General features: G+C 52.3%; 22 protein-coding genes and 1 tRNA gene. 13 read left to right on the top strand and 10 right to left on the bottom strand.

The genetic code is table 11. The features are described from left to right. Positions 1 to 34: 34 nt before the first annotated feature. On the bottom strand, positions 35 to 358 hold the full coding sequence (locus JUJ53_RS20640; RefSeq protein ID WP_204153921.1) for a hypothetical protein: 324 nt from the start codon (positions 356 to 358) through the stop codon (positions 35 to 37). Between the two features lie 254 nt (positions 359 to 612). Continuing rightward, the gene (locus JUJ53_RS20635) at positions 613 to 2127 is read right to left on the bottom strand and encodes a S8 family peptidase (RefSeq protein ID WP_204153920.1); all 1515 of its coding nucleotides are present in this window, start codon (positions 2125 to 2127) and stop codon (positions 613 to 615) included. A 344-nt stretch (positions 2128 to 2471) separates the two neighbouring features. Between JUJ53_RS20635 and JUJ53_RS20630 the strand changes: the two genes are divergently transcribed. Both JUJ53_RS20630 and JUJ53_RS20625 read left to right on the top strand, forming a co-directional pair. Beyond that, positions 2472 to 4229: a hypothetical protein gene (locus tag JUJ53_RS20630; RefSeq protein WP_204153919.1), complete on the top strand. Its 1758-nt coding sequence runs from the start codon at positions 2472 to 2474 to the stop codon at positions 4227 to 4229. Positions 4230 to 4497: 268 nt separating this feature from the next. Then, positions 4498 to 4776, top strand: coding sequence for a hypothetical protein (locus tag JUJ53_RS20625; protein WP_204153918.1), 279 nt, complete (start codon positions 4498 to 4500; stop codon positions 4774 to 4776). Here the strand turns inward: JUJ53_RS20625 and JUJ53_RS20620 are convergent. Then, complete coding sequence (locus JUJ53_RS20620; protein WP_239125248.1) at positions 4773 to 5075, bottom strand: DUF6439 family protein; 303 nt, start codon at positions 5073 to 5075, stop codon at positions 4773 to 4775. The two genes, JUJ53_RS20625 and JUJ53_RS20620, sit on opposite strands and share 4 nt — an antisense overlap. Positions 5076 to 5244: 169 nt before the next feature. On the opposite strand from JUJ53_RS20620, the gene JUJ53_RS20615 reads away from it, so the two are divergent. From JUJ53_RS20615 to JUJ53_RS20595, 5 genes are all read left to right on the top strand, one after another. Next, on the top strand, positions 5245 to 5598 hold the full coding sequence (locus JUJ53_RS20615; protein WP_204153917.1) for a DUF2203 domain-containing protein: 354 nt from the start codon (positions 5245 to 5247) through the stop codon (positions 5596 to 5598). 25 nt (positions 5599 to 5623) lie between these two features. Next, positions 5624 to 6256, top strand: a complete 633-nt coding sequence (locus JUJ53_RS20610; RefSeq protein WP_204153916.1) for a GNAT family N-acetyltransferase — start codon at positions 5624 to 5626, stop codon at positions 6254 to 6256. 334 nt (positions 6257 to 6590) lie between these two features. After that, complete coding sequence (gene asnS / locus JUJ53_RS20605; protein WP_204153915.1) at positions 6591 to 7982, top strand: asparagine--tRNA ligase; 1392 nt, start codon at positions 6591 to 6593, stop codon at positions 7980 to 7982. Between the two features lie 10 nt (positions 7983 to 7992). Further along, a complete protein-coding gene (locus JUJ53_RS20600) occupies positions 7993 to 8829 on the top strand; it encodes a carbohydrate ABC transporter permease (RefSeq protein WP_204153914.1) in 837 nt (278 codons plus the stop codon). Positions 8830 to 9000: 171 nt separating this feature from the next. Beyond that, complete coding sequence (locus JUJ53_RS20595; RefSeq protein ID WP_204153913.1) at positions 9001 to 10812, top strand: hypothetical protein; 1812 nt, start codon at positions 9001 to 9003, stop codon at positions 10810 to 10812. 83 nt (positions 10813 to 10895) lie between these two features. Here JUJ53_RS20595 and JUJ53_RS20590 read toward each other — a convergent pair whose 3' ends face one another. After that, positions 10896 to 12425, bottom strand: coding sequence for a sulfotransferase family 2 domain-containing protein (locus tag JUJ53_RS20590; RefSeq protein WP_204153912.1), 1530 nt, complete (start codon positions 12423 to 12425; stop codon positions 10896 to 10898). Between the two features lie 281 nt (positions 12426 to 12706). Between JUJ53_RS20590 and JUJ53_RS20585 the strand changes: the two genes are divergently transcribed. The 4 genes from JUJ53_RS20585 (at position 12707) to JUJ53_RS20570 (ending at position 16559) form a co-directional block, all read left to right on the top strand. Further along, complete coding sequence (locus tag JUJ53_RS20585; RefSeq protein WP_204153911.1) at positions 12707 to 13516, top strand: hypothetical protein; 810 nt, start codon at positions 12707 to 12709, stop codon at positions 13514 to 13516. 73 nt (positions 13517 to 13589) lie between these two features. Continuing rightward, positions 13590 to 15068, top strand: coding sequence for a glycosyltransferase family 25 protein (locus tag JUJ53_RS20580; RefSeq protein ID WP_204153910.1), 1479 nt, complete (start codon positions 13590 to 13592; stop codon positions 15066 to 15068). A gap of 7 nt (positions 15069 to 15075) precedes the next feature. Beyond that, the gene (locus JUJ53_RS20575) at positions 15076 to 15720 is read left to right on the top strand and encodes a sulfotransferase family 2 domain-containing protein (protein ID WP_204153909.1); all 645 of its coding nucleotides are present in this window, start codon (positions 15076 to 15078) and stop codon (positions 15718 to 15720) included. 77 nt (positions 15721 to 15797) lie between these two features. Beyond that, the gene (locus JUJ53_RS20570; RefSeq protein WP_204153908.1) at positions 15798 to 16559 is read left to right on the top strand and encodes a sulfotransferase; all 762 of its coding nucleotides are present in this window, start codon (positions 15798 to 15800) and stop codon (positions 16557 to 16559) included. Positions 16560 to 16592: 33 nt separating this feature from the next. Here the strand turns inward: JUJ53_RS20570 and JUJ53_RS20565 are convergent, their stop codons facing one another. The 3 genes from JUJ53_RS20565 to JUJ53_RS20555 all read right to left on the bottom strand — a co-directional run bounded on the left by JUJ53_RS20565 (position 16593) and on the right by JUJ53_RS20555 (position 19047). Then, positions 16593 to 17453, bottom strand: coding sequence for a hypothetical protein (locus JUJ53_RS20565; RefSeq protein WP_204153907.1), 861 nt, complete (start codon positions 17451 to 17453; stop codon positions 16593 to 16595). Positions 17454 to 17457: 4 nt separating this feature from the next. Beyond that, a complete protein-coding gene (locus JUJ53_RS20560; RefSeq protein ID WP_204153906.1) occupies positions 17458 to 18516 on the bottom strand; it encodes a sulfotransferase family 2 domain-containing protein in 1059 nt (352 codons plus the stop codon). 255 nt (positions 18517 to 18771) lie between these two features. Next, positions 18772 to 19047, bottom strand: coding sequence for a hypothetical protein (locus JUJ53_RS20555; RefSeq protein WP_204153905.1), 276 nt, complete (start codon positions 19045 to 19047; stop codon positions 18772 to 18774). A 198-nt stretch (positions 19048 to 19245) separates the two neighbouring features. Here JUJ53_RS20555 and JUJ53_RS20550 point away from each other — a divergent pair, with 198 nt between their 5' ends. Both JUJ53_RS20550 and JUJ53_RS20545 read left to right on the top strand, forming a co-directional pair. Then, entirely contained in the window at positions 19246 to 20643 is a 1398-nt protein-coding gene (locus JUJ53_RS20550) for a glycosyl hydrolase family 57 (protein ID WP_204153904.1), read from the top strand. An 83-nt stretch (positions 20644 to 20726) separates the two neighbouring features. After that, positions 20727 to 20798: transfer RNA gene (locus JUJ53_RS20545), tRNA-Gln, on the top strand. A 137-nt stretch (positions 20799 to 20935) separates the two neighbouring features. Here JUJ53_RS20545 and JUJ53_RS20540 read toward each other — a convergent pair. From JUJ53_RS20540 to JUJ53_RS20530, 3 genes are all read right to left on the bottom strand, one after another. Next, positions 20936 to 21256, bottom strand: coding sequence for a hypothetical protein (locus JUJ53_RS20540; RefSeq protein WP_204153903.1), 321 nt, complete (start codon positions 21254 to 21256; stop codon positions 20936 to 20938). A gap of 446 nt (positions 21257 to 21702) precedes the next feature. Next, complete coding sequence (locus JUJ53_RS20535; protein ID WP_204153902.1) at positions 21703 to 25206, bottom strand: protein kinase; 3504 nt, start codon at positions 25204 to 25206, stop codon at positions 21703 to 21705. 78 nt (positions 25207 to 25284) lie between these two features. Continuing rightward, on the bottom strand, positions 25285 to 26154 hold the full coding sequence (locus JUJ53_RS20530; protein ID WP_204153901.1) for a 2OG-Fe(II) oxygenase: 870 nt from the start codon (positions 26152 to 26154) through the stop codon (positions 25285 to 25287). Between the last annotated feature and the right edge of the window lie 756 nt (positions 26155 to 26910).

The raw sequence follows: 26910 nt of genomic DNA, 5'->3' as shown, positions 1-26910 counted from the left end.
AATCAATATCAACTAACCTTTAAAGTTAACAGCTTTAGAGTGTGAGCTCTACTACCAGTTGACAAACCTCATGCAGCGGATACTTGATTTCAAAGGCTTCTTCCTTATCGTTCCAAACACCGCAGTCACAGTCTTGTAACTTCTTAAACCACTGCTTAACCTCATTAACGTTAGCATTGCATCTATAAGTTTGAAATAGAGAGTCACGAATACTCTTTAGAGAAATTCTTTTACGAAACCTTTCTCGCTTAGCAGTCATATCGAACAGCATTTTAGCTGTTTTGTCTGAATTATATGTCTTAATGAGAGGATCAAGTTCAATGTAGTCGACTAGCCACAAGGAGTCTTTTGTATTCATGTTGTTTTTTCTCCTATCACAGGAAGATTACCTTACAAAAATACCTTAGCACCTTAGTGCTAACATAGTCAACCATTTTAAAGGTTAGCCTTTAAAACCTTTGTGAAGGAGGAGTAGATTCTAAAGGCGGCTACTGACTACGAATAGCCTCACCCATGCTTTAAGCAAATACCACAATCAAAGTAGGGTGGGCATTGCCCGCCCTACTAGCACTGAGATGTTGTTGATCTTGGGCAGAGGTATACCTCTTAGGGCTAGGCCTGCACGCCTTGAATCACGGCGGTAGCCTTGAGAATTTCCTCTACCTGTGCTGGCGATAGGTTGGGATTAGCGCCCATCATCAACGCGGCTACTCCAGCCACAAATGGCGATGCCATCGATGTACCGCTGTAGCTTTCATAGCGATTGCGGAGCACGGTTGAGCGAATGTTGACCCCTGGAGCGACTACAAAATCTAGGGGCACGTTACCGGCTGGATTTGAGAAGTTGGCAACCCGCCGAGACGAGTTCACCGCACCCACTGCAATCCCCAGATCATCCAAGGCATAATAGGCGGGCTGAATCGGTCGGCGTGCCCCCTCTTGGCGTTCATTCCCCGATGCCATCACCACCACCACACCCGCATCGCGGGCATAGGACAGGGCTGCGCGAGTGCGGGTCATGTCTGGATCACCGATATAGTTGCCTAGGCTCAGGTTCACAACATGAGCACCGTTATCGACCGCGTAGCGAATGCCATCAGCTACGTTGCGGTCAAACAGGCGATAGGAGCCGTCATCCCGACCATCAATCACCTTCACGGGCATGATTTTGGCATTGTGGGCCACACCCGTAACCCCCACACCATTGTTTAGACCAGCAATAATTCCGGCGACATGGGTGCCATGCCCTTCAAAATCCATCGGGTTGTTGCTGTCGCTATCGACAAACTTCCAGCCCTGCACATCATCCACGTAGCCGTTACCATCATCATCAATGCCGTTTCCGGCAATTTCGCCAGGATTTTGCCAGATATTGCCGCGCAGATCAACATGGTTGTAGTCCACGCCGGTATCCAACACCGCAACAACGATATCTTGACCGGTATGGCCTTGGTTCCAAGCAGCAGGAGCGTTAAGCATATCTAGCCCCCAAGCACTGCCGCCCAACGGTGGAGCACTTGCAAAGGGAGCTCGACCCGCCGCTGAGGCGACAGCAGCAGCAGCGTCAACTAGCCCATAGCCATAGGAAAAGTTGAAGTTGTTGATGGTGCCGGGGTTAGACGGATCAGACGGATTGGAGGGGGCCAGCGACAGAGCGCGGGTAGCAAGGTTGTAGGCTCCGGTTTCGAATTGAGCATAGCTGGTCACTCGAATGCGATACTCGACCCCAGCTTCAGCCACTAAATTAATGCGGGAGTTGGTGTTCGTTTGACTAATGTCATCATTCTGCCGAAGCACCTTGCCGTTGGTGGCATCAATCACCTGCAGAAATGGATCAAAGCGGTTGGAGGTGAGCGTAATACGAATGCGATCGCCCTCGTTGAGGCCGGACAGCACATAGTCATCGGAGTAGCGGTTGCGTCGTTTGGGGTTGAGGGCATCGGTGGGTCTAAGAACCCCCTGGAGCGCATCACTCGGTTGGATAGCTGCGCGGCCAGGTCTGAAAGAACGGCTGCGGGACGACAGAATACGAGACCAAACGGCGGGGCCAGATTCACGAGCAGATGTTTCAACACCGGCGCGCCCAAGCATCCGTTGGATAGGATTTTGGAAGGCTTTTGCATCCACCGATGTTAGATCCGACGATTGGAGTGAGGCGGTGTTTGATCGGTGGGAGTACGAAGAATACTGAAACCTAGAAGACAATGGTGACATGGTGACCTTCAGGATAAAACGGCATAGGACGTCAACTCGACAGCAGCTCATTAGGGGCGTTGAGGTGGAGCTGTCGGGCGTCGCAGAAGAATGTAATTAATGACACATTCAAAGAAATTACGGAGGATTCCAGAAAGGTGAGGCAGTTTTTTGTAGTGTTGGAGACATAGCAACGCTGCTTCCATGGCACAGAAACCGTTGTTGTGCCCCTAGCTTCGTCATGGTTGACCAGTATTCCTTCCCATAAGGTAACGATTATGCCTGCACCGATGCCTCCGGAGAATTGCCGACAACTCTTGTCAGAAGCGCTCCAGCTTTCCCGCACGCTCCTGCAATCGGCTAGCGATTCCGATGCCGCCACTCAGCGTCGTCAAGAGCGGCTGCGATCGCTGCAAACCCAGCTCCAAGCCTACGCCCATCCCATCCAGGGCGATCGCCTCCCCATGGACACCATTCCCCTGGCCGTGCGGCAGGCCTTTGTGCGATCGCTGGTGCTGGTATCCCGCTATCACCAACTGGGGGGGCAAGATTGGCGCGGCACGCTGGACTCCTTCACCCTGCAGCATTATCAACCCACCCCCGTACCGGTAGATTGGCAAGGCGAGGCAGCGATCGCCCGCTGGGTAAACCATTTTCAGCTTCCCGCCGCCATGGCAGCAGAGTTGCAAGAGGTCGTGGCCGCGGTGGATCGCCAGGTTGCCGAACAACAGCGCATCATGGCGGCCGTCCTCGACAGCGTAGGATTAGCCAACGCATCGCAACCGCCTGGGGCTGCGACCCTGAAGCTTTTCCAGCATCTGTTTGGTGCCGTGCCCCTGCCGATGGGTGCCCTCCATTGTTTATACACACCGTCCCAGATTTATTTCTGCGTGGATTATGGTGACCAGCGGCTGAGCGATGAAACGCTTTGGGTCTCCCTGCCGACCAGCCAGCAAGCCGCGATCGCCCAATTTCTAGCCAGGATTAGCCCCTTTAGCTTCGAACGGTTCAACCGCTTCCCCATTTTCGGAGCCTGCAGTCCTCAGGATCTGGATCACCCTTGGTGCGATCGCCTAGCCGCCACCCTCAACATCCCCACCAGTCGCCTGATCCAATGCCTGCTGCGCTCCATTAGCATCATTCCCACCCAGAAGGCTGAAGCGTTTCTGGTGCATGATATTTGGGGACATTATTGGCAATCGTTGCTCACCCAGTTTGAAAGCGACTACAGCATCTTGGCCGACTGTGACGAACCGCTGCGGGCGGGGGAAACCGCCTACACCCCCGAAGGGCCGATCACCTGCCGGGAGCTTTTTCGCCTAGATGACCACGGGGTAATTCTTGATGAAAGCCGGGCCCGCCTATTTTTCCACGGAGAAGTGCAGCAGCGGCTGGGTCTCGTGTTCACCCATCTGCTGGGGGAAATGGTTGCCGACGTGGCGGAATTTAAGTTCATTTGGGATCATCCCCACTTCAGCGATCGCCTGCCCAGTTCCTCGGTGTTCAAAACCCTGCCCACCAAGCTGGACTTAGGATTAGCCGACATCGACTTTTTGTTTTTGCGGGTTTTGCAACCCCTGCTGTCTATCCATCTATCGGCGCTGGAAGCATCGCCCTTGGAAACGGAGCTGTGGGCAGAGTGGTCGGCTGAGTATCCCCCCGGTCTAGAAGAGCAGACGAGCCTCAAGGTGGCGATCGCCCGTCTCTACCACATTTTTCTGGATGAATATAACCGCCACTATTTGCCCACCCTCACCGGCGAAACGGGGATGTTCACCCAGGTGGTCAGCAACCTGCTGTATCTACAAAATGCCCTCAACCAGCTCTACACCCATGACCTAGCCCGCACCAGCGCCCTACCGTTTCAAGACGTGCTGATGATTTTTGTCGCCTTGTACTGTTCTAGTGATTGCTACGCTGAATTCTGGGATGTGGATGATGCGATCGCCTCCTACTTCCTGCCCTGCTGGTACGGCTTGGATCCAGATGGGGCGGTGGCACATGGAACTGACCCGTCGATCCACAAGTCAAGGTAGACTTGGCGGTGGCATGTCAGGATGGAAATCTAACCTGGGCATCCTAACTCTAGAGATAGATAGTCTGGGCTTGAGGATCGGGTATCCAGAGTCTGGGATCAAGCGGATCGACCTAGACCTGCATGGTTCTAGACACACCGGTTCTACAGGCACCAAGCCTATCTAGACGACACCAGGACATTGCCCCGGATGGTTGGGAACCCCGATCCCTCGGGACGTCAGCCCCCCGACATCCACCCACTGTTCACTGATTCACCCCTCATCAACTGTGCTAAAACCTTACGATTCTCAGCCCAATCTGCCGATGGTGCGCGCCGCAGCGATCGCCTCTCCCCAGGTGATCTCGCACCGTAACTTAGATCTTTGCCTATTGGCCGTCTGTTCCTGCGCCTTGACATTGCTCTGCCACCAAGCCGCCAATTTATCCCACAGCAGCAGCGCCGCCACCCAGGCCAACCCCTCCATGACGCAGGTTGAAATGAGCCTGAAGGCAGGTTGGTTTGCTCAGCAAAAATCTGAGGAAGACGGTCAGCAAGAGGAAGCTTAATGGTTACCGTGGCTAGGACAGGGTGGCGCGGAAATGGATCGATCCAGCCAGCCGCTGGCCTGCTGCAGGTGGGCAAGGGCTTCTTCAGGGCGATCGCTCAGTAGGTAAACCATAGCGCTAGCCAGTTCTGCCTTAGCACGGGAAGGACGATGTCCCTTGAGGCGATGCCAGTCATGGGGCGCGATCGCTAACCGTTCTGCTAGGGCTTGGGCCAATTCGAGGGTAGACCAGTCTGCCAGAGCTTCACTTTTGGCTGTTTTCAGCGTTTCAGCAATCAGGGGTTGGGATGGATGTACCATGGTGCAATCGTCAGACCCAACTGGATCCGGATAGAGGTCAACAGCTTCTTTAGTGTGACATTCTCTCCAAGCAATCGCTAGGCCATAGGGTTGGAGGACGGTGAAGGATTTTGATAGGATTGCGGCTATGCGTTTGCAGGTTCTTCATCTAGGGGTATAGGGTTTTCAGATGCCATCTTCTCCAGAGCCCTCGTCGGCACCATCCTTTGATGAATCCCTCGCTGAGGTTGAGACTGCCCTGCACAAGCTCAAAGATCGCTATGCCCAGGTGCAGCGCGATCGCCAGCGCCGAGACGAACTACGCAACCGGATTGATGATATCCGCCGCATTCCCAAGGGCGATCGCACCCCAGACCTCAAGGACGAACTCAGCCATATCGCCCAGCAGCTTGATGACCTGAAGCTGGCGCTAGAAAGTGATCTCTTTACCTGGAGCAGTTTGAGCGAACCCTTTTGGCAAGCCGTGCGGTTTGGTGGCATCGGGATTGTCATCGGCTGGCTGCTAAAGGCGATCGCTGGCTAGCTCCATCCACCCCTCAGGAGCATCGATGGCCAACGAATCTCACCGCACCATATCTCACCGCGTTGACGTCACCACTTGGTATTTAGAACTACTTAGCCCCGATGAGTTTCGTCCCGCCTGGAGCGATCGCCCTGAGCTCACCGTCATCCAAGCCGAACTCCCCTGTCCTGAACTCAGCCGCTTTCTCTACGCCAGCGTCGGCGGTGATTGGCATTGGCGCGATCGCCTCCCCTGGAGCTATGCCCACTGGCAAGCCTATCTCCAGCAGCCCACCGTGCAAACCTGGGTGGCCTACCTGCGGGGCACGCCTGCGGGGTATGTAGAACTGCACCACCAGCCGCAGCAGCGCAACAGCGTGGAACTGGCCTACTTTGGCTTACTCAAACCCTTTCTCGGGCAGGGCATTGGCAAACATTTGCTGAGCACGGGCATTCAAAAAGCTTGGGACATGGGGGGCGATCGCGTTTGGGTACACACCTGTTCCCTAGATGGCCCCTATGCGCTGAAAAACTACGAAGCTCGCGGTTTCAAGCAGTATCAGCAAACCCACTGCACCGAAACCCTACCCCTAGAACCTATCGGCCCCTGGCCCGGTGCCTATGACGACCGACCGCCAGAACAGCCCTCGCCCAGTCGGGAGCGATCGCCTGGCATCTAGCCCTCCGTCCTAGGATTCGCCTTGGGTTCAGACCAGAGCTTCAGTCGTAGGGGTTTAGGCGAAGCCGTAACGCACCGTCTCATCAGGCTTGGATGCTGCCTCAAAGACCCTCACCCCAAACCCCTCTCCCAGGTCGGTAGAGGGGCTTTGAAAACACCTGCACCTTTCTTGCTCCCCTTCTCCCCTGGTGGGAAACGATGGGTCAGCCACCCACCCAGAGATGCAGGCAACGTCCCCGGACGATTCAAAAAGCCTTACGCTAGTTACTACACGATCCGGTTTTTGCAACTCACCGCCGGACAGTAAGACTGTAGAACCCATACCCGTTGCAGCCATGACCCTTCGCCGTATTGTTGAAATCCTTCGAACCGGCCAGCCCGATGATGCCGTCACCATTCGGGGCTGGGTGCGCACCAAGCGTGAACTCAAAGACTTTACCTTTGTGGACGTCAACGACGGCTCCTCCCTCACTGGGCTGCAGGTGGTGCTCAATAAAGACCTGCCCAGCTACGCCGACATCATTGCCCAGATTAATACCGGCGCGGCGGTGGAGGTCAGCGGGCAACTGGTCGCCTCCTTGGGCAAGGGACAGCGCATCGAAATGCAGGGGCAAACCATCACCGTCCATGGCGGTGCCGATCCGGAAACCTATCCATTGCAAAAGAAGCGCCATTCCTTTGAATTTCTGCGCACCATCGGTCATTTGCGATCGCGCACCAACACCCTCGGGGCCGTCTTCCGGGTGCGCAACGCCTGCGCCAACGCCATCCACCAATTTTTCCAAGAGCGCGGCTTCATGTGGGTGCATACGCCGTTGATTACCGCCAGCGACTGTGAAGGGGCGGGGGAACTGTTTGCGGTGACCAATCTAGATCTGCAGAACGTTCCCAAAACCAAAAGCGGCGACGTGGACTATGGCCAAGACTTCTTTGGTCGCCCTGCCTACCTCACCGTCAGCGGGCAATTGGAAGCCGAGATCATGGCCATGGCGTTTAGCAATGTCTACACCTTTGGCCCCACCTTCCGCGCCGAAAATTCCAACACCTCCCGCCACCTCGCCGAGTTTTGGATGGTGGAGCCGGAGATGGCATTCTGCAACCTGGATGGCAATATGGATTTGGCGGAGCAGTTCCTCAAATATCTCTTCCAGCGGGTGCTAGACCAATGTCTTGAAGATATGGAGTTCTTCAATCAACGGATTAGCGATACGGTGCTGTCCAATGCGGATGCAATTATCAACAGCCAGTTTGAACGGATTACCTATACAGAGGCGATCGCCCTCCTAGAAAAAAGCGATCGCACCTTCGAGTATCCGGTTTCCTGGGGGCTAGACCTACAGTCGGAACATGAGCGCTACCTGGCCGAAGAGTTGTTCAAACGTCCGGTGATCGTCACCGACTACCCCGTTGAGATCAAAGCCTTCTACATGCGCCTCAGCGATGATGGCAAAACCGTGCGGGCCATGGACGTTTTGGCACCGGGCATCGGTGAAATTATCGGCGGCTCCCAGCGGGAAGAACGGCTCGATATCCTAGAACAACGCATCCAAGCCCAGGGAATGCCCTTGGAAGACCTTTGGTGGTATCGGGATCTGCGCCGCTATGGCACCGTAGAACATGCGGGCTTTGGCCTCGGATTTGAACGGCTAGTGCAGTTTATGACTGGCATGGCCAACATTCGCGACGTCATTCCCTTTCCGCGATCGCCCCTCAATGCTGAGTTTTAGGGATTTGCCCATGGCCACCTCCAACCCACCCTTCTGGCGCTATACCTGGACCTATGTCGTCCTAGGAGCGATCGCCCTTGCCATGCTGCTGCCCCTGCTGTGGCTGGTTAGCACCGCGTTTAAGTCACCCACGGAAGATATTTTCCAATTTCCGCCCCAGTTCATTCCCCAAGAGTTCACCCTGCAAAACTTTGTGACGGTGTGGAACAGTAACCCCTTTGGGCAATATCTGAAAAACAGCGTCATCGTTGCTGTGCTCACGGTGACCCTCAACCTCCTCTTCTGTTCCCTTGCCGCCTATCCCTTAGCGCGGCTCGACTTTCCTGGACGGGATGCCACCTTCGCAGCGATCGTGGCCACTATTCTGATTCCCTTTCAGATCGTGATGATTCCCCTCTATATCCTCACCGTGCAGCTTGGGCTACGCAACACCTATCTGGGTTTGATCTTTCCAGCGATCGCCTCTGCCTTCGGCATTTTCCTGCTGCGGCAGGCCTTTCTGGGTGTCCCCAAGGAGCTGGAAGAAGCGGCTCGGGTGGATGGTTGCTCTGATCTGGGCATCTGGTGGCACATCATGCTGCCCGCCGTGCGCCCTGCCCTGGTCACCCTGGCAATCTTCGTCTTTATTGGCTCCTGGAGCGATTTCCTCTGGCCCCTGATCATCCTCGATCGCCCCGAATACTACACCCTGCCCCTAGGCGTTGCCAAACTAGCCGGTGCCTTCTCCCTCGACTGGCGCTTGATCGCCGCTGGCTCTGTGATTTCCATCGCCCCGATTTTGGCCTTGTTTGTGATCATGCAGCGCTACATTGTGCCCACAGATGCTGGCAGTGGCGTCAAGGGCTAGCGGGGCCAATCTAGAGCCGTCATGCGCATCCCGATCAACCACCGAAGCAGGAACCCGTCACCGAGGGCTTGGGTCTGGCTAGACACATACCTGCTTTTCAACCTCTCAGCCTTCATGGGTCTATACCTTGCTCCATTTCAATAAACGACCTTGACTATTCATAAATTTGCATTGACACGGAAACTGCTGGCAACCTACTTTTTTCGAGTAGGCTGGCTTGTCTTAGACTGCTGGCACTATTTCAAGCTGCGGATTTTTGGGGTGGTGGTGCTGAATTGGATCGGCGTCACCAGTGCTGCATCCGTCTTTGGTGGCTTTATTCTCTATGTGCGCTACCTAGAATCGGGGCAATCGCTGACCGTATTGGGTATCGATATCCAGCTCGAAACACCTTATATGCTGGCTATCTCAGCCATCTCGCTCCTATGCCTAGGGATCATGAGCTCGGTCTGTTTATATCAAACCGATTGGCTGATTGCTCGATTGGTTGTGGCCTATCAAAAACGTTCCGTCTATCGACTATTTGAGGTGGCTAGCGATCCGGCCTACCAAGGATGGCAAAAGCTGCTAGACGGGCCGCCTAGCCAGGCCATGCAGTTTTTGTTGAGCACCAGCCGCGCCAGTGCGATCGCCCTCAAAGGTTTATTAGGAGGGATTTTACCTGCCCTAAAGTTTATCCTGGCGCTCATCTTTTTAGTCTCAACCAGTGTTAACCTAACAGCCCTTCTGATTCCCCTCGTCTTGATCTACTTTATTCCACTGTATCAAGCGAATCACTGGGTCATGCAGCGGCAAGACGACTATTCTAAGCTCAATCGACCTGCCCAGAAAAATGTATCTCAGAGCTTAGATAACGTTCTCGAAACCCATGCGTCCTATGAACAAAAAATGGCTCATACCCAACGGGTGCTGGAGTCTCCAGAGTATCAGAAAGCATCGCTTTTATTCTATGCTCGACACCTAGTCACCAGTCGTCTGCGGTTGATCAATACGCTATTTTTCACCGTTTGCCTGATCAGCGTATTTACATTTTTTGCCTTCAGCCAAACCTATGGCGAACACCGCTGGTCTAACTTACTGATCTATCTATTTGCCCTACAGTTAGCCTTTAGTGGATTGCAGCAGATAACGACGGTCATCGGCAGAATGAGTCGTCTATTGCCTATCTATAAATACTATGTAGACTTTATGAGCCAGGTCGAGCAGTACCGCCGACATCGGCAGCGATCGCCCCTGCTCAATCACCCGCTGCCTAGTCAACTGCTTTGCTCGTTTTCTGCCATCGACTTTCACGAATCAAAACGACAGCTCGACATCCAGCCTGGCAAACCTGTATGGATTGTCATTTCCGATGCGCCTAACTACAGCACCCTAGAAGCCGTCGCCGCCCACTTAGAAGACACCCTGATTCCCCCTACGGATTTATTATCTAAATCTGCATTTATCGCCAAATCGACTCTAGATCAAGAGTTTACGCCGAGGGAACCACAGACCCTACAGCAGCTTTTCAACTCTATTCCATCGTCGCTGCAAGATTATCTTCAAGAAGCAGGACTGAGGGCAGAACTAGAGGACTATCTCCGCTCACAGGACAACGATCCTACCGGAGACAATCTTAGCGATGAGACACGCTACCTACTGGATGCCTTGCCGCTCATGCAGTCCAAGCGCGTCCTCTGGATCAGCATCAAACCACTCCTCAAACTGAATTCCGGCTTTGTCAATGCCATCCTGACGTCATGGACAGACCACTACCTGTTTTTAATCACAGCAGAGCCGGACAAGGCCTTGGCAAGAAGAGCCTTACAGCATCAACGCGACCCATCTACACCCGTCCTCATCTTTGGCAATGACGGCTTCTCGGGCTGTAGCGATATCCAATGGCTTATCCATCATCTAGCAGACATTCAAGTTTATCTCAATACCCATCGAGAAGCCGCCCGAGCCTTCTATGGAGAGGTCGATGGCATGGAAGCTGACTAGTCCTCTAAGGCGGGAAACCTTGTTTTTCCTAGAATTTCTTTTCGTTCTTCTATCTTCGTTCTTCCGTCTTGCAGTACCAGGTTCTACCGCGCTGTCATTCGCTTATAAACAGAATAGAGCGATCGCAATCCTGGGGTGGTTTTGATTAAATACTTGAGGCGATCGCGGCGGCGGAGGCGATGGCGCAAACGCTTTAGATCGCGTACCGTGGCAACGTTTTTGTACTGGGTCAGCGGAGGTATGGGGTGATCATCCGTCATTTCGACAGGGTGAATATCCATCCAATGCAGCGCTACCCCAAGCTGCCGCATATCCGACTGCCAGGCTTCTTGGTCACGGGGCGATCGCGTTTGGGCAACTTGAAAGGTGAAACGGGTGAAGGGGCGATCGCTCTCTAGCAGTTCTTTGGGCACAACCGCCTGATAGGTTCTCACCACGGTTCCTTTTCCATCCAGCAAGGCCAGGGCCACGTGGGTATCGTTCACGCTAAGGCTGAGGCTATCGATGATACCGGATTCAACTGCATTAATGATGCGAAAGGTGACGCGCACATCAGCCTGTTGAGAGAGGGGCACATCCAGCGTCGATGTCGTCGAGGGGCCCGTCCAGCGGAAGTAGGTTTGATCAACAGCCACCTTTTCGCGATGGTGCCAGCCAGAACCGCTGAGGGCATGGGCAAAGTCAACCCGGATGACCTCCGAGGGAGGAATCTGACGCTGTTTTTGGCAGTCTGTATAGTGGCGATCGAGCAGAGTTTGCATGGTTTCTGGATCCTCGTCCCAGGTCTCGGGGCGCGGTTCACCAGGCTTGGCAAAGTCGTGCAGATGCTGAATCATGGCCGATAGGCGTTCCTGAAACGCCGCATCCGCATAGCTATAGAGCAGCGTATCCAGCTCGTTGTAGTCCTCCAGCATGTCTCGCACATCGGTGGGCAGGGCGTCGATTTCTGCCTTGCTAGTAGCTTCTCGCAGCTTTGAGGTGGTGCCCACGGGCGACCAGCCAAAGGTGTAGCTCATCAAGGCCATGGATTCGTTGAAGCGTTCCACGAGCCCAAAGAAGGCGCAGTCATCTAGCTTTTGCTTAGCCCGCTCTAGGCTTTCGCTGTCGGAGTAGGTGATGCGATATTTTTCCAGCCATTGATCGACGCGATCGCGAGACTCGTTGTAATGAAAGACCGGATCGTTGGGCGGAGCGCTGTGGATATCAAACGACAGGTTACGGGTTTGTTTGTTGGAAATCCGGGTGCAGGTTTTGGGATGGCTGACGAAGTCGGCAAAGCTCATCTGGCTAGATTTTGCCAAGGAATGGACTCGGGTGCCAGGCTCCCGCAGCACAAACTTATAGGTAGACAGAGCAAGGGGAATGGGCTGCCGCAGCATGGTCAGGCAAACAGGCTCCTTGGGCAGGAGGGACTTGAGACCATTGGCTCCAAAATGCCCTCGATAGAAGCGGTACTTGCCAATTTGATCCGGGGGAATTTTGGCCAATTCTTTCCAGAGTTGAGCCGGGAAAATTTCATTCACGTCAAACTTGGCATCCAGCAGTGAGATGAGGGTGGTGCCAGCAGTTTTGGGGATGTGAATGAAGTACAGCAGGTCGTCTTGGCTCAACATACGGGTCTCTAGTGCTCCAATCCTCTATGACGGCGGCGGGCTGAGGGTGCTCCAATCAGGCAAGCAACTGCGCAGAATAAACATCCCTATCATACAGGCAATTCAAACGCAACCAGGGCGCTGGACTAAGCAGGCTTTAGCGTCAACGTTGCCAGCACCGCTATTTTGAGCCCAAGGGTGAACTCAGGAGGCTGATATAGGCGAAGCCAAAGCTCTTAATCTGACAAACAAGCAGGGTAGAATGCTGTTAATCCATTGCAAAAAGCACTTTAACACAGGGTATGGCTTTAACAAACGATGCCCATCGTCTCATTTTTTGTATGAACTCGGGACGGGCTGGTTCCAAGTATTTATCTAAGGTCTTGGGCAGTGCCAAGCAGGTGAGAAGCTTCCATGAGGCAGACCCAACTATGAGTGGCGAGTATCTGCATTGGATTAATCACAAGCCCTATGCTGAAACATTTGCAATGCGTCAGTGTAAGGCGATCGCCCTTAGAAAGCTACTCAACGATTTGCCAAGCCAGGCGGTTTACTGCGAAACCAACCACATGTTTATTAAAACCTTCTTTGATGTGGTGGTTGATGCCTTTGGTGCCCAGATTGAGGTCATTCTCCTCAGACGCAATCTAGCGTCTGTCCTCAAGAGTTTTCTAGAGCTAGGCTATTTTTCTGATCAAAACGAGGTTTGGCCAAACTGGATGTCTAGCCCCAATGCCGTGACGGCAGCGATTCCCTGCATAGATGCTGATGACCATCTCGATCCATGCGATCGCTCGATTGCCTACTTGATAGACATAGAAGCGAGGGCATTACGATTTTGCCAAGACTATCCACACATTAAGGTTCATCCGGTGCGGCTAGAGTCATTTAGTCGTTTTGAATACGTGATGCAGGTCTTTGATCAGCTGCGGCTTATACCCACAGACAAAACCCGAGAACTGGCTCAAAAAACCTTCAACACCAAGGAAAAACGCAAACAGCAGATTAATCAAACGGTAGATCTTCACGACTGCCAGGCACGCATTCACCACTATATTGAACGAGCAACAGCCCAAGGGATTCAATGTCCTAACACATTAGCCTTAGAATAGTCATTGCTTCATAACTACGATGCACCGTCTACTTCGTCGTTTGTTTAAACGCTCGTTAGGATCGAACCCCCAAATGGAGAACTTGGCTGGGCTGACCGATTGGTTTGATGACATTGTTTGCCTGAGCTTGCCCGCCAGTCTCGATCGGCGGGAGCACATTCGTCAGCACTTCGAGGCGGTTGGCATTCAGCGCTATCGTTTTTTTGATGCGATCGCTTCTGATGCGCCCATTGTGGACGACTACTACTGGCAAGAGCGGGTGAAGCGCTATCCCGATTGTTTTCGCTGCCATAAGCTGGAGTGCGGCAAGGACGATTGCAACAATGTTTTGCTTCCCTCCCAGGTGGCCACTTGGCTTAGCCATCAGGCGGTGTGGGAGCTAATTCGCGATCAGGGGTGGAAGAATGCCCTGATTGTTGAGGATGACATTCTCTTTAATGATCATGCGCCCCTGGTGTTGCAGCAACTGGTGGCAACAGACGAGTTTACGCAAAACTTCCAAAGCGATCGCCCTTGTTTGCTGCGGCTGGGCTGGAGGCTGCGGGATGATCATCAGTATCACGGGACGGTGGAGCTTTCGACAACGCTCATCCGCATGTCTAACCCTTGCTATGCCATCAACCGAGCGATGGCGATCGCCCTCATCGATCAAGTGAAGAAAGTAGACACCACGGTCGATGTCTATGTTCATCGTCAGGTTGCGCCGCAATACCATAACTACACGGTGGTGCCGCCCTTTGCCCATGAACATTCAGCCTCGACTGGGGCAATGGCATCGTTAATCCATCCCAAGCAACAGCATGTGGACTATTTGGTGCAGCAGCAAGCGGATGAAGCAACGATTCGTGCAGCGAAGCAGAGCATGGAGCAGCATGTGAAGCACGCTATTATTCGGGATGTTTTATGTGTAGGACATCCGCGCTGTGGGTCTGGCTATATGAGTCAGTTGTTGAGCGCTTTTGGGTTGGAGGTGGGGCATGAACGCATGGAAGCCCAAGGCATTTCCTCGTGGATGTTTGCGGTGGATGATGCCCGATATCCCTACGGCAAGGACAAGTATGCGCGATCGCGTCGCTATACGCACTTTCGGCACATCATTCATCATGTGCGATCGCCCTTAGATGCTATCCCGAGTTTACTGGTAGAAAACCAATATTCAGAGACGTCGTTTGCGTTTCGCCAAAAGCACATTCAGCGCTACTTTGGTCTTGATTTAGCAACTCTTAGCCCCATAGACGCAGCGGTTGCAACCTTTATCTATTGGAGCCGGATCATTGAGTTGATGAAACCGGATCTCACTATTCGTATTGAGGATGATCAGAGGAAGCTATTCCGGTTTCTAAAACGCAAAAAGTTAGTAGATGAAGCTCGAAAATTTACCGAGATTGAAGCTCCATCCAAAACTATCAATACACGCAAGCCCTACAAAGGAAAAATCATTGAGAAACCAGTGCTAAGTCCTGAAGATTGGCATAGTATCAGTGACTTCTTAAAATCAGAGCTTAGATTTTTCTGCAAAAAACACAATTACACCTTGACTGTTTTGGACTAAAGCTATCATGATTGTTTCTCATAAACATAAGTTTGTTTTTATCAAAACTGCTAAAACAGCAGGAACCAGCATAGAAATTGCCCTTTCAAAATTTTGCGGCGATGATGACATTATCACGCCTATTATTCCTGAGGATGAGGAGTTAAGAAAATCATTAGGATATAGAACAGCTCAAAATTATACGACTATCGAAGGAGAAGATATTAGACCCCATATTTCTGCCCGCAGGGTCAGAAGACTTATATCAAGAAGGGTATGGGATCAATATTATACGTTCTGTTTTGAGCGGAATCCCTGGGACAAAATAGTGTCTTTATACTACTATCGTTTTCAAAAAGAGCCGCGTCCTTCTATTAATGATTTTATTAAATCTGAACACAACAAACGTTTTAGAAGAAAAGGATTTGATCTATACACGATCAAAGGGAGCATAGTAGTCGATAGAGTCTGTTTGTATGAAAGCCTTGAAGAACATCTAAGGGACGTTCTTCACAACAAACTAGGCATTCAAGAATCCATTGAATTACCAAGAGCCAAGGGAAATCTTCGACCAGCCAACACTTCCTATCAAGAACTTCTGGATCCTGAATCAGTGGATATCATCACACGCTTATTTTCTGAGGAAATTCAATTATTTGGCTATCAGTTTTAAGCTATTATTCCGGTTACCATTGGCATCTCGATCTCAAGTTCACTCAACTTTCTAGCCTCACACAGCTTTAAACCTATATGTTTTCGATAGACGCAGACCAGAGAACTATTATTTTCATTTGTGGATTACACAGAAGCGGAACGTCGCTCCTGCACGAGCTTTTAAAGAAACATCCTGACATTAGTGGATTCAGTAATACAGGCGTTCCTAAGGATGAAGGACAACATCTACAAAGCATCTATCCACCTGCCAAGGTATTTGGCGGCCCCGGACGCTTCGGGTTTGATCCAGCCTCCTTTATGGATGAACATCATCCTTTAGTCTCTGAAGAGAATGCACGTAAGTTATTTGATGAATGGAGTCATCACTGGGATTTAAGCAAATCAAATTTTGTAGAAAAATCTCCTCCCAATCTGGTCAGGATGCCTTTCCTGCAAGCACTGTTTCCCAAGGCTAAATTTGTCACTATCCTAAGACATCCTGTTGCTGTTGCCTATGCTACCAAGGCAAAGTTTCACAAAAAGGGAAAAATTGACGAACTCATTGAACATTGGATAGTCTGTCATCAAAGATTTTTAGACGATTTACCGCGCATTAAAAATCACTATTTTTTAAGATACGAAGACCTCGCTTCAGACTATCAGGTTGAAGTGAGTAAAATCTTCCAATTTCTAGGCATTCAAGAGGTATCTCTTAGTGAAGAAGTTTCAAGCACTGAAAATCTGAAGTACTTTGAAAAGTGGAATGTAGAACGAGAAGAGATCCTTCAAAGTACTCGATTTGATATCCAGCAATGGGAAAAGTGGGCAAAGGCATTTAGTTACAGCCTAGATAGTTAACTTGAACCTTTACACTTGCTTACAGCAACTTACTTACAGCAACTCATCAGAAATAAATTCCATACCAGGAATTGGCATGGTTGCTCGTTCACTGTCTAAAAAATTTTGAATAATTCGATGATTGGCGAGCTTATCTATAGATCGATAATATTCCACAAACTGACGAACTTGATATAAGTTGTGATCTGAATAGTCCTGATATTTCGAGTACTCATCAGATGTTTCTGATAAATCGACTCGGTCATTTCCCAGGTGAAACGTTAGGTGGTGACCTCTAAAAACACGAAACCTTTTCGCGTTGCAAATAATATTAAATAGCAAGATCTGGCCAATGCTTAATGCTCCAATGCAAGCATCCAACAAACGATATTGAGAGTACACATCGCGATTGAATACAAAGCAATCATGTCCGGGATGATTCTCTCCATATTCTGCATACATTAATGGAATATCATCCACCCCTTTATAATCTTTTGATATCGTGCGACGAGTAATGGCAAATCCATCAAATCCTCGTTCAATAAACCTTGCAATCGTCGTATAAAAAAACGGCATTAAGGCAATATCAACATTCGTATAAACAAGATAGTCTGCATCCGTTGCAGCATATAAGCGATCTAAAATATCACCCAGCAATGGAAATGTTCTAGGCACTTGGAATTGAATCTTTGCCACATCTAAAACTGAGCGATCTAAAGGGGGTGTTTTAATAAAACTACTCGGAACAACTTCTTCATCAACCGGATAGTAGGCAGCATAAAGTTCTACCTCCAGACCATAGTCTTTGGCAAACCGCTGGGCAGTTTCCATGGTCTTAAATGTGATCGGCTGAGCCAAGAATAAATCCTGGGTTTCTTTTGCCTTAAATGGGTTAATAATATGAGCAATTTTCATCGTGTTACAAATCGGCACTCACAGGTAAAGTGCTTGAAAATAGCTGCTGAGATGAGCATAATAGATCTTGATACGTTGTGTTCAGCGCCTCATAGTGATCTACTTTCTCTTGTGTAATGTCTAGCTGATCGCAACGCTCATCAAACAACTGCTTTGCATAATCAAACAGTGCAATATCAGCCTGATTTCGCTGCCGGATCAAATCAATTACCCTAGGTTCAACATCAGCGACAACTGTTTTTTGCTTCGATACATTTTTACGAACATAATAAATATCTCGCCAGAACAACAGTTTCTTTGCCATTAGCAAAAACCGTGTATAGTCATTCGTCAAACCAAACAACGAAAATCGGCTCGTCAATGTTTCTTTAGCATCCTTCAGCAGTTGATCAGTATCGTCCCAAGGAGAGGTCACAGATTGACCTGCTTTTTTTCTGAACGGAGCCCGATACAAACTGCCGACCAATCGGCGAGACTGAGCATTTTCTAGTTCAACAATTTCCTTGGATTCGATAAATTCTTGCAGTGTCATCTGCTTGGCCTTATGACGTAGCGGATGCACTTTAGAGGTATACAAATAGTCATAATATGAAACAACGCGGCTGACAGGATCCCGCAACATTGTCATATGAATCACGGGTCGATTTAGAAGTTGATATAGAATCGAGTTGATTCTGTGATGTCCCATCACCAAGTCACACAACATATCGCGTTTAAATAAGAGGTAAGGCTTGTGTTCCAATTCTGGAGCATTAGCATGAATTGAATGATGGCTCTCATGGTTTTTATTTAACACATATGCCAACGTTGAACCACCTACTTTTGGAATATGTAAAAACAAAACAATAGAGCGATCGCCCCCAATACTAGGTACATTATTGGATGTCACATTAATTCTGTATTCTTCGCTATCAAGAAGATTGACTAGAGTATCCCAGCTTACAACTAAGCGATCGAGTTGCTTTAGATTACGCTCAGCTCTTACCTCCATCGACAATGCTTTCCAAGCTTTTAGGCTAGCTTCTGTGATGGGAGTTCCGTCAGAAAACTTTCCCAAGTCCAACAATTTATCGCCTCCTTTGGCTGTTACTTGACATCACACAACTAGTCTTTCATCACTCCTGATATGACTGCTTGAAAGACATCACCGTTATTGCTCATAGACCTCTTTTTATGGCCATGACGCGATCGCTACGATGGGGCGTTGAACATACGCCAGCACCCAAGTTGTCCCAATCACTCTATCGCAAAATATACGTCAAATGACCTCAGAGCAAGCGATCGCCCCCGTCTCTGATGGACTCAAGTTCCGCCCAGCCTAGTCGGGCTGCCAGTCTGGACAAGCCTGCCCCTGCCAACCATAGGGATGAAACCCGCAGATCAACAACGTGCGGCGATCGCGGGCCTGCCCATAGGCAACTCCATGGTAGTGAGCACAACCGCGACAGACCGCCGGCCGCGAGGGCGCAACCTCCGAAAACCCAAGCTGCGATCGCAAAATGTGGAGCTGGCTTTGGTGGCGATGCCAACGCTGGTGCGCCGATCGCCTGAAACAATCGTTAGCTTTTTGAAACGAATCGTCAGCGGTATTCATAGAACTTTGTTAACGACTAGAGAGAGGCATCAAGGGATCGATATACTAAGGTTTAGGGTGCTTAAGGATATTTTTAGATTACCCGTTACCCCCTTGAGCGATCGCGTCTGGGTGGCGTTGCGCTTCTTCGCAATGACCTGATCACCCCTGCGCGTAGGACTCCAGTCATTGTTTTAAGTTTTAACAAGGCTCGCCGTCATGATCTCTGCTCTGCCGCCCATTGATGAATCGTCCAACTCCCAAGCGATCGCGCCCCTGCAGCCCATTCCAGAACTCATCAACGACCTTCCTAATCTTTGCGGCTGGGAAACCGATCTAGAGCAGGTGCGGCAGGATCAACGTCCGGTCTTTTTGGAACCATCCTCCCCATCCTTAGAGACCTACACCGCTGCCTTTGCCGTCGCGCTGCATATGCATCAGCCCATGGTACCCAGCCAAGAGCCAGGGCACCTGATCAGCCATCTTCAGTATATGTTTGAGCATCCCTTCGATGGGGATAATCACCGAGCTGGCACCTTCACCTACTGCTATAGCCGCATCGCCAACTTTATGGTTGACCTGATCAACCAAGGCTATAGCCCACGGGTGATGTTGACCTACTCCGGCACCTTGCTGTGGGGTCTGCGGCAGATGGGACGCGGCGACGTGCTCGATAACCTCAAACGCATCACCACCGAAAAAACCTACCAGCCCTACGTCGAATGGCTCGGCACCTTCTGGGGGCACGCGATCGCTCCCATCATTCCCGCCGCTGATTTCAAACTGCATATCCAAGCCTGGCAGCACCACTTCGCCGCCATCTTTGGCTGGGAGGCCCTGCGGCGCGTGCGGGGCTTCTGCCTGCCCGAGCTCCAGCTCCCCACAGAGCCCAATGCTCTTTATACCCTAGTGCAAACCCTGCAAGATACTGGCTACCGCTGGCTCTTGGTGCGCGCAGAGCAGGTCTGCACCCCCGAACGACAACCGCTCTCCCAGGTTCACCTCCCCCATCGTCTAGAGGTGACCAACACCCAAGGGCAAACCCTAAGCATGGCGGTGCTCGTACAGCCCAGCCACTGCACCGCCGAGTCCCTCGCCAGCATGGAGCCCTACCGCCAAGCCCAGCAGCTTGCCCGCCAACCCCTCGGCGATCGCCTCATCCCGCCCCTGGTCACCCAGATCGAAGACGGCGAAAACACCCATGCCATGATGCACGACTTTCCAGCCGCCTTCCGCAATACCTGGTATGACGTCCTCAACCAAGGCGATCGCTCTGTACAAGGGCTCACCGGCACCGAATATCTAGAGCTGCTGCAGGCCACCGGTCTAGGGCTCGATGACTATCCCGTCTGCCAGGTAATGCCGTCGCCCTCCACCCGTCCCGACGTGCCCCACCAACGCCTACACCAACGCTTCCACCACGCGATCGCCGCCGGCCACCGTCCTCCCCTAGCCGGTCACCGCCTCAGCGAATCCCCCCGCTATCGCAAGGCGTTGCTCTACTACCTGCTGTCGCAAACCAGTTGTTTTCAGCACTGGTCATCGGAAAGCCATTGGCAAAGCGCTTGGCAAGGGTTATATCAACAGACCGATGCCTTACTACGGCAAGGATTTTAGGAATCGAAGGCGATCGCCAAAAATCTTTTGTAAAGGTTGACACAACCTGTAACACAACTGCTAATATATGTAAGCAGCCGTGATGGGGTGTCGCCAAGTGGTAAGGCAGCGGGTTTTGGTCCCGCCATTCCTAGGTTCGAATCCTAGCACCCCAGTTAACTCAATGTCCTTGATCTAATAGACTTGGCATAAAAAAAGCAAAGAGCTTCTGCTCTTTGCTTTGATGTGTACATTACAGTGACGATGGTTGAGTCATTCCAGAGGGCTGAGGTCCACAGAGTTCCTTGTTGCTTTATGACTCAGCTTCTAGGGAAACTCCGCCAAATAAGTTGCCCAAGAGATCAAGAGATCGCTCAAAATCATCCGAGGAGCGCTGAGCGTGATGCTTGGTGACCGGAGTTCTGACCGATGGTTCTGGCGTGGGCGGATGCCGTAGCGTTTCAAGGTGATCGAGGATATCGTCCGTGGTGACAGCGTAAACCGGACATCCTGAATGCTGGGCCGTGCGAATCAATAGGTCTCTAGAGGCAATGGCTGCTCGGGCGATCGCCACGTCTCGCATGGTTGATGCGGCATGTTCGAGACGGTGAAGAACAGAAGACTGCGGTGTCATGGCTAGACGCACCTCATCTTAGGTGGATAACGGAGGATTTGGATGGGTCTTGTTGATCACAGGAGCTCACGACTACGTCGCCGTTGGGATATACGAGGCAGACGGTTTTGCTAGTTAGGGTTGTAGGAGAAACGTCTTGAGAAAAGGTAAATGGATCTGTACAACCAGATGGATGGGTAGACTGGGGGGTTGAGAATACATTCATGGGATCGTCCTTCGGAACTCCTATGCTCTTACTGTAGTTGGTTACCTAGGAGACTGTAATCTGGGCAACTACTCATATTTTTGAGCGCAATGGCGGGGGTCGATCCGCAGTTCTACTTGCAAAATCGCTATATTCGTTAGGAACTAGCGCTTTTACATAAAGTTTTCATGAAGCTAGCCTCCAATGCGATCGCATTGGCTTCATAGCTGGGCAAGGTAGCCCTAAGGAACTCCTAATTCCTCTAACTCCCTTGCATTCCCATTCCAGAGCGATCGCCACAGGCAGGGCGGTAGGGCTCCCGTCCTATATAATGCCGCCAGTCTGATCGCGTCATCGGTAACGCTAGGCGATCGCAAGCCTGATCAATTAGATCCACTGAACTCCATGACCATAGCCAAACCTGGCGCGCTCCCGTCACCCCCAGCATGGGCTGGGATGGACTAAAAACGCTACTACGCGGATTGACGATGCGCCGCAGCCGAGCCACTTCCCGACGGCTCGATATCTGCCATAGCTGCACCCCCTGCCCTTGGCTCACCGTCGATAGATACTGACTATCGGGGCTAAAGCCTCCCATACCAATCAACGACTGATCGGCTAACGTCAACACCGACTGCCCCTGATCCACCGTCCACACCTGAATCGTGTCATTTTGTGATGGCTGCAGCAGGCGCGGCCCGCTGACGGTGGCCAGGTACTGCCCATCGGGACTGAAGGCGATCGCATTCACATCATGGGTGTGGGTCAAGCGATGGACTTCGGGTATGCCGGGCTTGCGCCGATCCCAAAGGCGGGCGGTGTTATCCAGGCTGGCAGTAGCAATATAGTGCCCATCAGGGCTAAACAAAACAGATTCCACAAAACTGCCGTGCTCTAAACGGGCTAGCTCTTGGGGAGTGGCCTGTTGCCAGTCCCAAATGCGGGCCGTATTATCCAGGCTGGCGGTGGCCACGAAGGCACCATCGGGACTAAAGGTCACCGATTCGACAAAGCTATCGTGGGTTAGCCGCGCCACTTCCAAACCGCTACGGGTTTCCCAAACGCGCGCCGTTGTATCTGTACTGGCCGTCGCTAAATACTGCCCATCAGGACTGAAGGCGATCGCATTCACCGGATTCATGGGCGGTAGGGTCAGAAGCAGGCTGCCGCTATCGGGCTGCCAGAGCTGCACATTGCGATGGTTGGTGGCCGCTAGAATCTGTCCATCGGGGCTAAAGGTCAGGGTATGCACAGGGTACTCCGTCTGCCACTGCCGCAACCGCCGACCATCCTCGTGCCAGAGGCTGAGGGTACCATCACCGCTGCTCACGGCAATCAGGGAATCAACGGGACTAAAGGCGATCGCTAAAATTGGCCCTTCCTCGTCCAGCACCGTCAGCGCTGGATTGCCCACCAGTTCCCAGAGCTGGGCCGTATTGTCGAGGCTAGCAGTGGCCAACTGTCGCCCCTGGGTCAAGGTCACTCCCATAACCGCTTCTTGATGCTGAACCTGGGCAACCAGCGTATCTTGGGTCAAATCCCAGACCTGGGCGGTGCGATCAAAACTAGCGGTGGCCAAGAGGGTGCCGTCGTCACTCAAGGCCACATCCGTAATATTGCCTTGGTGGGCAACTTGGGCGATCGCCTCCCCAGTTTGCACATTCCACACCTGGGCACTGTGTCCTTGGCGCAGCGGCAGGGGGCTGCCGGTCGCCGTCACCAAGCGCTGGCCATCTTGACTAAAGACCACCTGCACAACGCTATGGGCATGGAGCCAGCGGCGCACTTCGGTTTGGGTGGCAACATCCCACAGGCGGGCGGTGCGATCGGGGCTGCCCGTGGCGATCACCTGACCATCAGGACTGAACGCGATCGCCTGCACGGGGCTATCCTGCTGGATCAGCGCCGACTCCGCCCCATCCCAGCGCCATAGATCCATCTGGCCATCCACACTAGCGATCGCCACCTGGGCTTGATTGGGATGCACCGCCATGGCCGTGATGCGGGTCGGGCGTCGCCGTTCGGTCAGCCGCTCACCGCTGACCACATCCCACACCGTCACCGTAGACGCTCCCGCCGTCACCAGTTGGGAGCCATCTCTACTGAAGGCGATCGCCTGGATCGCTTCCCCATGGCTCAGCACCCGAGCCTCGTTCTCCTGCCCATCCCAAAGCTGCACCGTTTGATCTTGGCTAGCCGTGGCCAAATATCGTTCATCCGCGCTAAATGCCAGGGTGTTGACCGCCGCCCCATGCTGCAGAGTGGTGAGCAACACCGAGCGATCGTCATCCCCAACAACCTGCCAGACCTGGGCCGTACCATCAGCGCTAGCCGTCGCCCAATAGCGCCCCGTGGCACTCAGGGCCACGGCATTCACATCGTCATCATGGGCAATCCGCAGTTGCGATCGCGGTAGACGACTCAGACCCGTTTGGATCAAATCCTCCGCTGGCAGGGTGGGCAACTGCAGCGATCGCAGCCGCTGCCAAGCCTCGATCGCTAACTGTAGGGAGGTTTTCAACTCCTGTCCCGCAGGCGGCAAGAGGAGCTCCGACTGGGCCAACAGCCGCTGAGCGGTGATCATCTGCTGACGCTGCCACTCCCGCCGCCCCCAGCTCACCAACAGCAGCGCCACCAGCAACGCCAACACCCCACAGGTTGCCAACAACGGCTGATGGGAGCGCCACCAGGGCACCTTGACGGTGGGTCTCTCTGGGCGATCGTCATCCAAGGGTGGGCGGGTTACGTCCACATCGGTCACGCCATGGGAGGTGACCATGGGGTAGGGCATGGGCTCCAAAGCCTCGCTAAACATGGAGGTGGGCGTCAAAATCACCTGCACCTCTGCCAGTCGATCCAGCAAGTCTTGGGAATTGCGGGGACGGGCGATCGCTTCTTCATCCGCCAAGTCACTCACCAGATTTGCCAACAGCGGCGCAATGTGGGGCGCATAGCCCTGCCAGTCTAAATTATGGGTTTGCTCATCCTCCGGCAGTTCATTGGGATGGGTCTGGGTCAACAAATGGATAAAGGTACGACCCAGGGCATAGAAATCCGACTGGGGCGTCGCCCGCCCGCGAATTTGCTCCGGAGCCGTATAGCCATCAGAATAGACCACGGTGGAATCTCGCCCCTCCAGCACCGTTTGGCTCACCTCCCGCACCGTACCAAAGTCGATCAGCGTCAACTGTCCCCAAGGTTCCGCCGGGCGCAGCATGATATTGGAGGGCTTGATATCGCGGTGAAAAAGATGGTTTTGGTGGATTTGGTGCAGGATATCGGCCAGTTGCTTCAGCCAAGCCAAGGCCAGGGGTTGGCTAATGGGAGGATGGTAGGTCATCCAGCGCTGCAAATCTTCGCCCTCAATGCGCTCCATCACCAAACAGCGCACGGGATGATTCCACTGGGCCGGGGTCACCTGAAAACAGCCTAGGTCATCAATTTTCGGAATACCGGGATGGTCGAGCCGTTGGAGCACCTCCGCTTCCCGCTCAAACAGTTCCACCAGCTTGCGATCGCTCCGGGTCAGCACCTTCATCACCTTCACCCCTTGGTCTACCTCATCCTCCACCTCAAAAACCTCGGTGAGATAGGTAGACCCCAAATGGCGCAGCGGTCGCACCAGCCGATAGCGATCGCCAATACGTAGCTCGGTGCCACAGGTCTGGCACTGCTTTAGATGACTAGGATTTAGGCGCTGATGACAGTGGGGATTGATGCAATACCCCCACTGCGATGCGGTTGGACGATCGGCCCCCTGTATCATCCCGAATATCCTGCAAACGATGTCAGTTAAACCGAGTCTACACCGTTTCAATTTGCCTATTGGACTCCCAGGCGCAGCTCACCCACGAATCCAGCCGTTGATCGTAAAGCGACTATCCAAAAAGGCCCGGCTAGGGCAGTGAATCGTCAATACCTCATGCATGACATGGCTGGGGAAAAACACGATGGAATTGTCCAAGGGTTCCACTGTATGAAACGACTCCGCCTGCACATAGGTATTCTGCTGAATGTGGCTATCGTAAACGCGCAAATCCCCACCCGTAAACGCTTTGGGCTGATGGTGGAAATAGTACACATAGGTGAGGACACGGGTGCAGGTGTCGGCACTGCCACTGTCGTTGTGGACGCGGTAGTAATGGCCGTCGTTGTGGGCCGTGAGCTGGGTTTCGATCTGGGTGGGCTGGAAGGGAGCGATCGCCAACTGATCTAACACCAGGGGCAAGGCCGCATGGATTTTTTGGGAGAATAATTCCCCAATCTCCGGCAAGGTATAGAGCACCAAGGACTTACGATAGTCCACCGCTTGGGTAGAGGTGGTGCTGGGCTGAAACTGGCGTTCCTGCTGCACCGTCCAGTCCAGCAAATGTTGATGCTCCGCTGGCGATAGAAAATTGGGAATGCGCCACACCGGCGACGGTGTCACCCCTCGCCCCAACGGCGTCGCTAGCCTCGACGATGGCAGCACCATGGGCGGCTCTGTGATCACCCCCACAAGGCGATCGCCCGTAAAGGCCAACACCGCCTGGCCATCCTGAATCGGGATCTGAAACAACCGCTGCGATCGCTGTCCCACAGGATCTGTCAATGTGCTCATCAACTGCTGCAACAGAGACGAATTGGGAGCGATCGCCAGCGTTTGCTGATGTCCACCCTCCAGCAGCAGCGTTACGTTAATGTCAACCGAGTCCAGCTTGGGATCAAGAGCCATAGGCAATGACGTGATCAGCAGAGTAGAGTCCGAAGGGTCACACGACCCCTTCCTAGGATATAAGCAGATGCTCCAAGGAACTGGGGGAGCGATCGGGTGAGCAATGTATTGTTGCGGTCGTCTTAACGTTGCCCATCATCCGCTGCGGAAACCTCTGCATCATAACCAATCAACCTTCGGACAAGAACCCTTAGCGCTGCAGATCAGGCAGCAGCGCCGCACAGCTTTAACACTTTATCATCAAGTTAAATATTGGTTAAAGATTGGCCAAAATTAGGTTAAGGCCTGTGTAGCATAGAGTCGAAACTCAAAAATTTTGAGTGGTATTTCGCGGCAAATACTACAAGGGCATGGGTGTCTGTCACAAGACAACATGCATGTCTAGGGAGTCTATCGGTATTGAAGGCATAGGCTGTCACGCTTGTTTCTTACAGCCTTAACAGACACCTGATTTATCGTTGCAGTCCATGCCATGACGTTCGAGCAAATGGTATTTGCCAATTCGTCCATTTCAGAGCCCTTCGCTTTAGTAGATGAGCTCTGAAATTTAAGCATGAGGTTTTACCTTGTTTATGACTAAAGATCCAACCATAAAGCTTTACATTCCTTCTGTACCACAGAGGATTGCCGAGATCATCACATCCATTGCCTTGTTAAATTTCTTTTTTTCTAGGGCGGCAAAACTAGCTGGAGAAAGAGGAGACAATTGGCTAGGCTAGGCACAGAGGCGAGAACAGGGTGAGGCAATCAAGATGG

The sequence above is a fragment of the Leptolyngbya sp. CCY15150 genome (assembly GCF_016888135.1).
Classification (GTDB): Bacteria; Cyanobacteriota; Cyanobacteriia; order RECH01; family RECH01; genus RECH01.
Note: the sequence above shows the minus strand (reverse complement) of the source record. Positions and strands in the feature narration are given on the sequence as shown.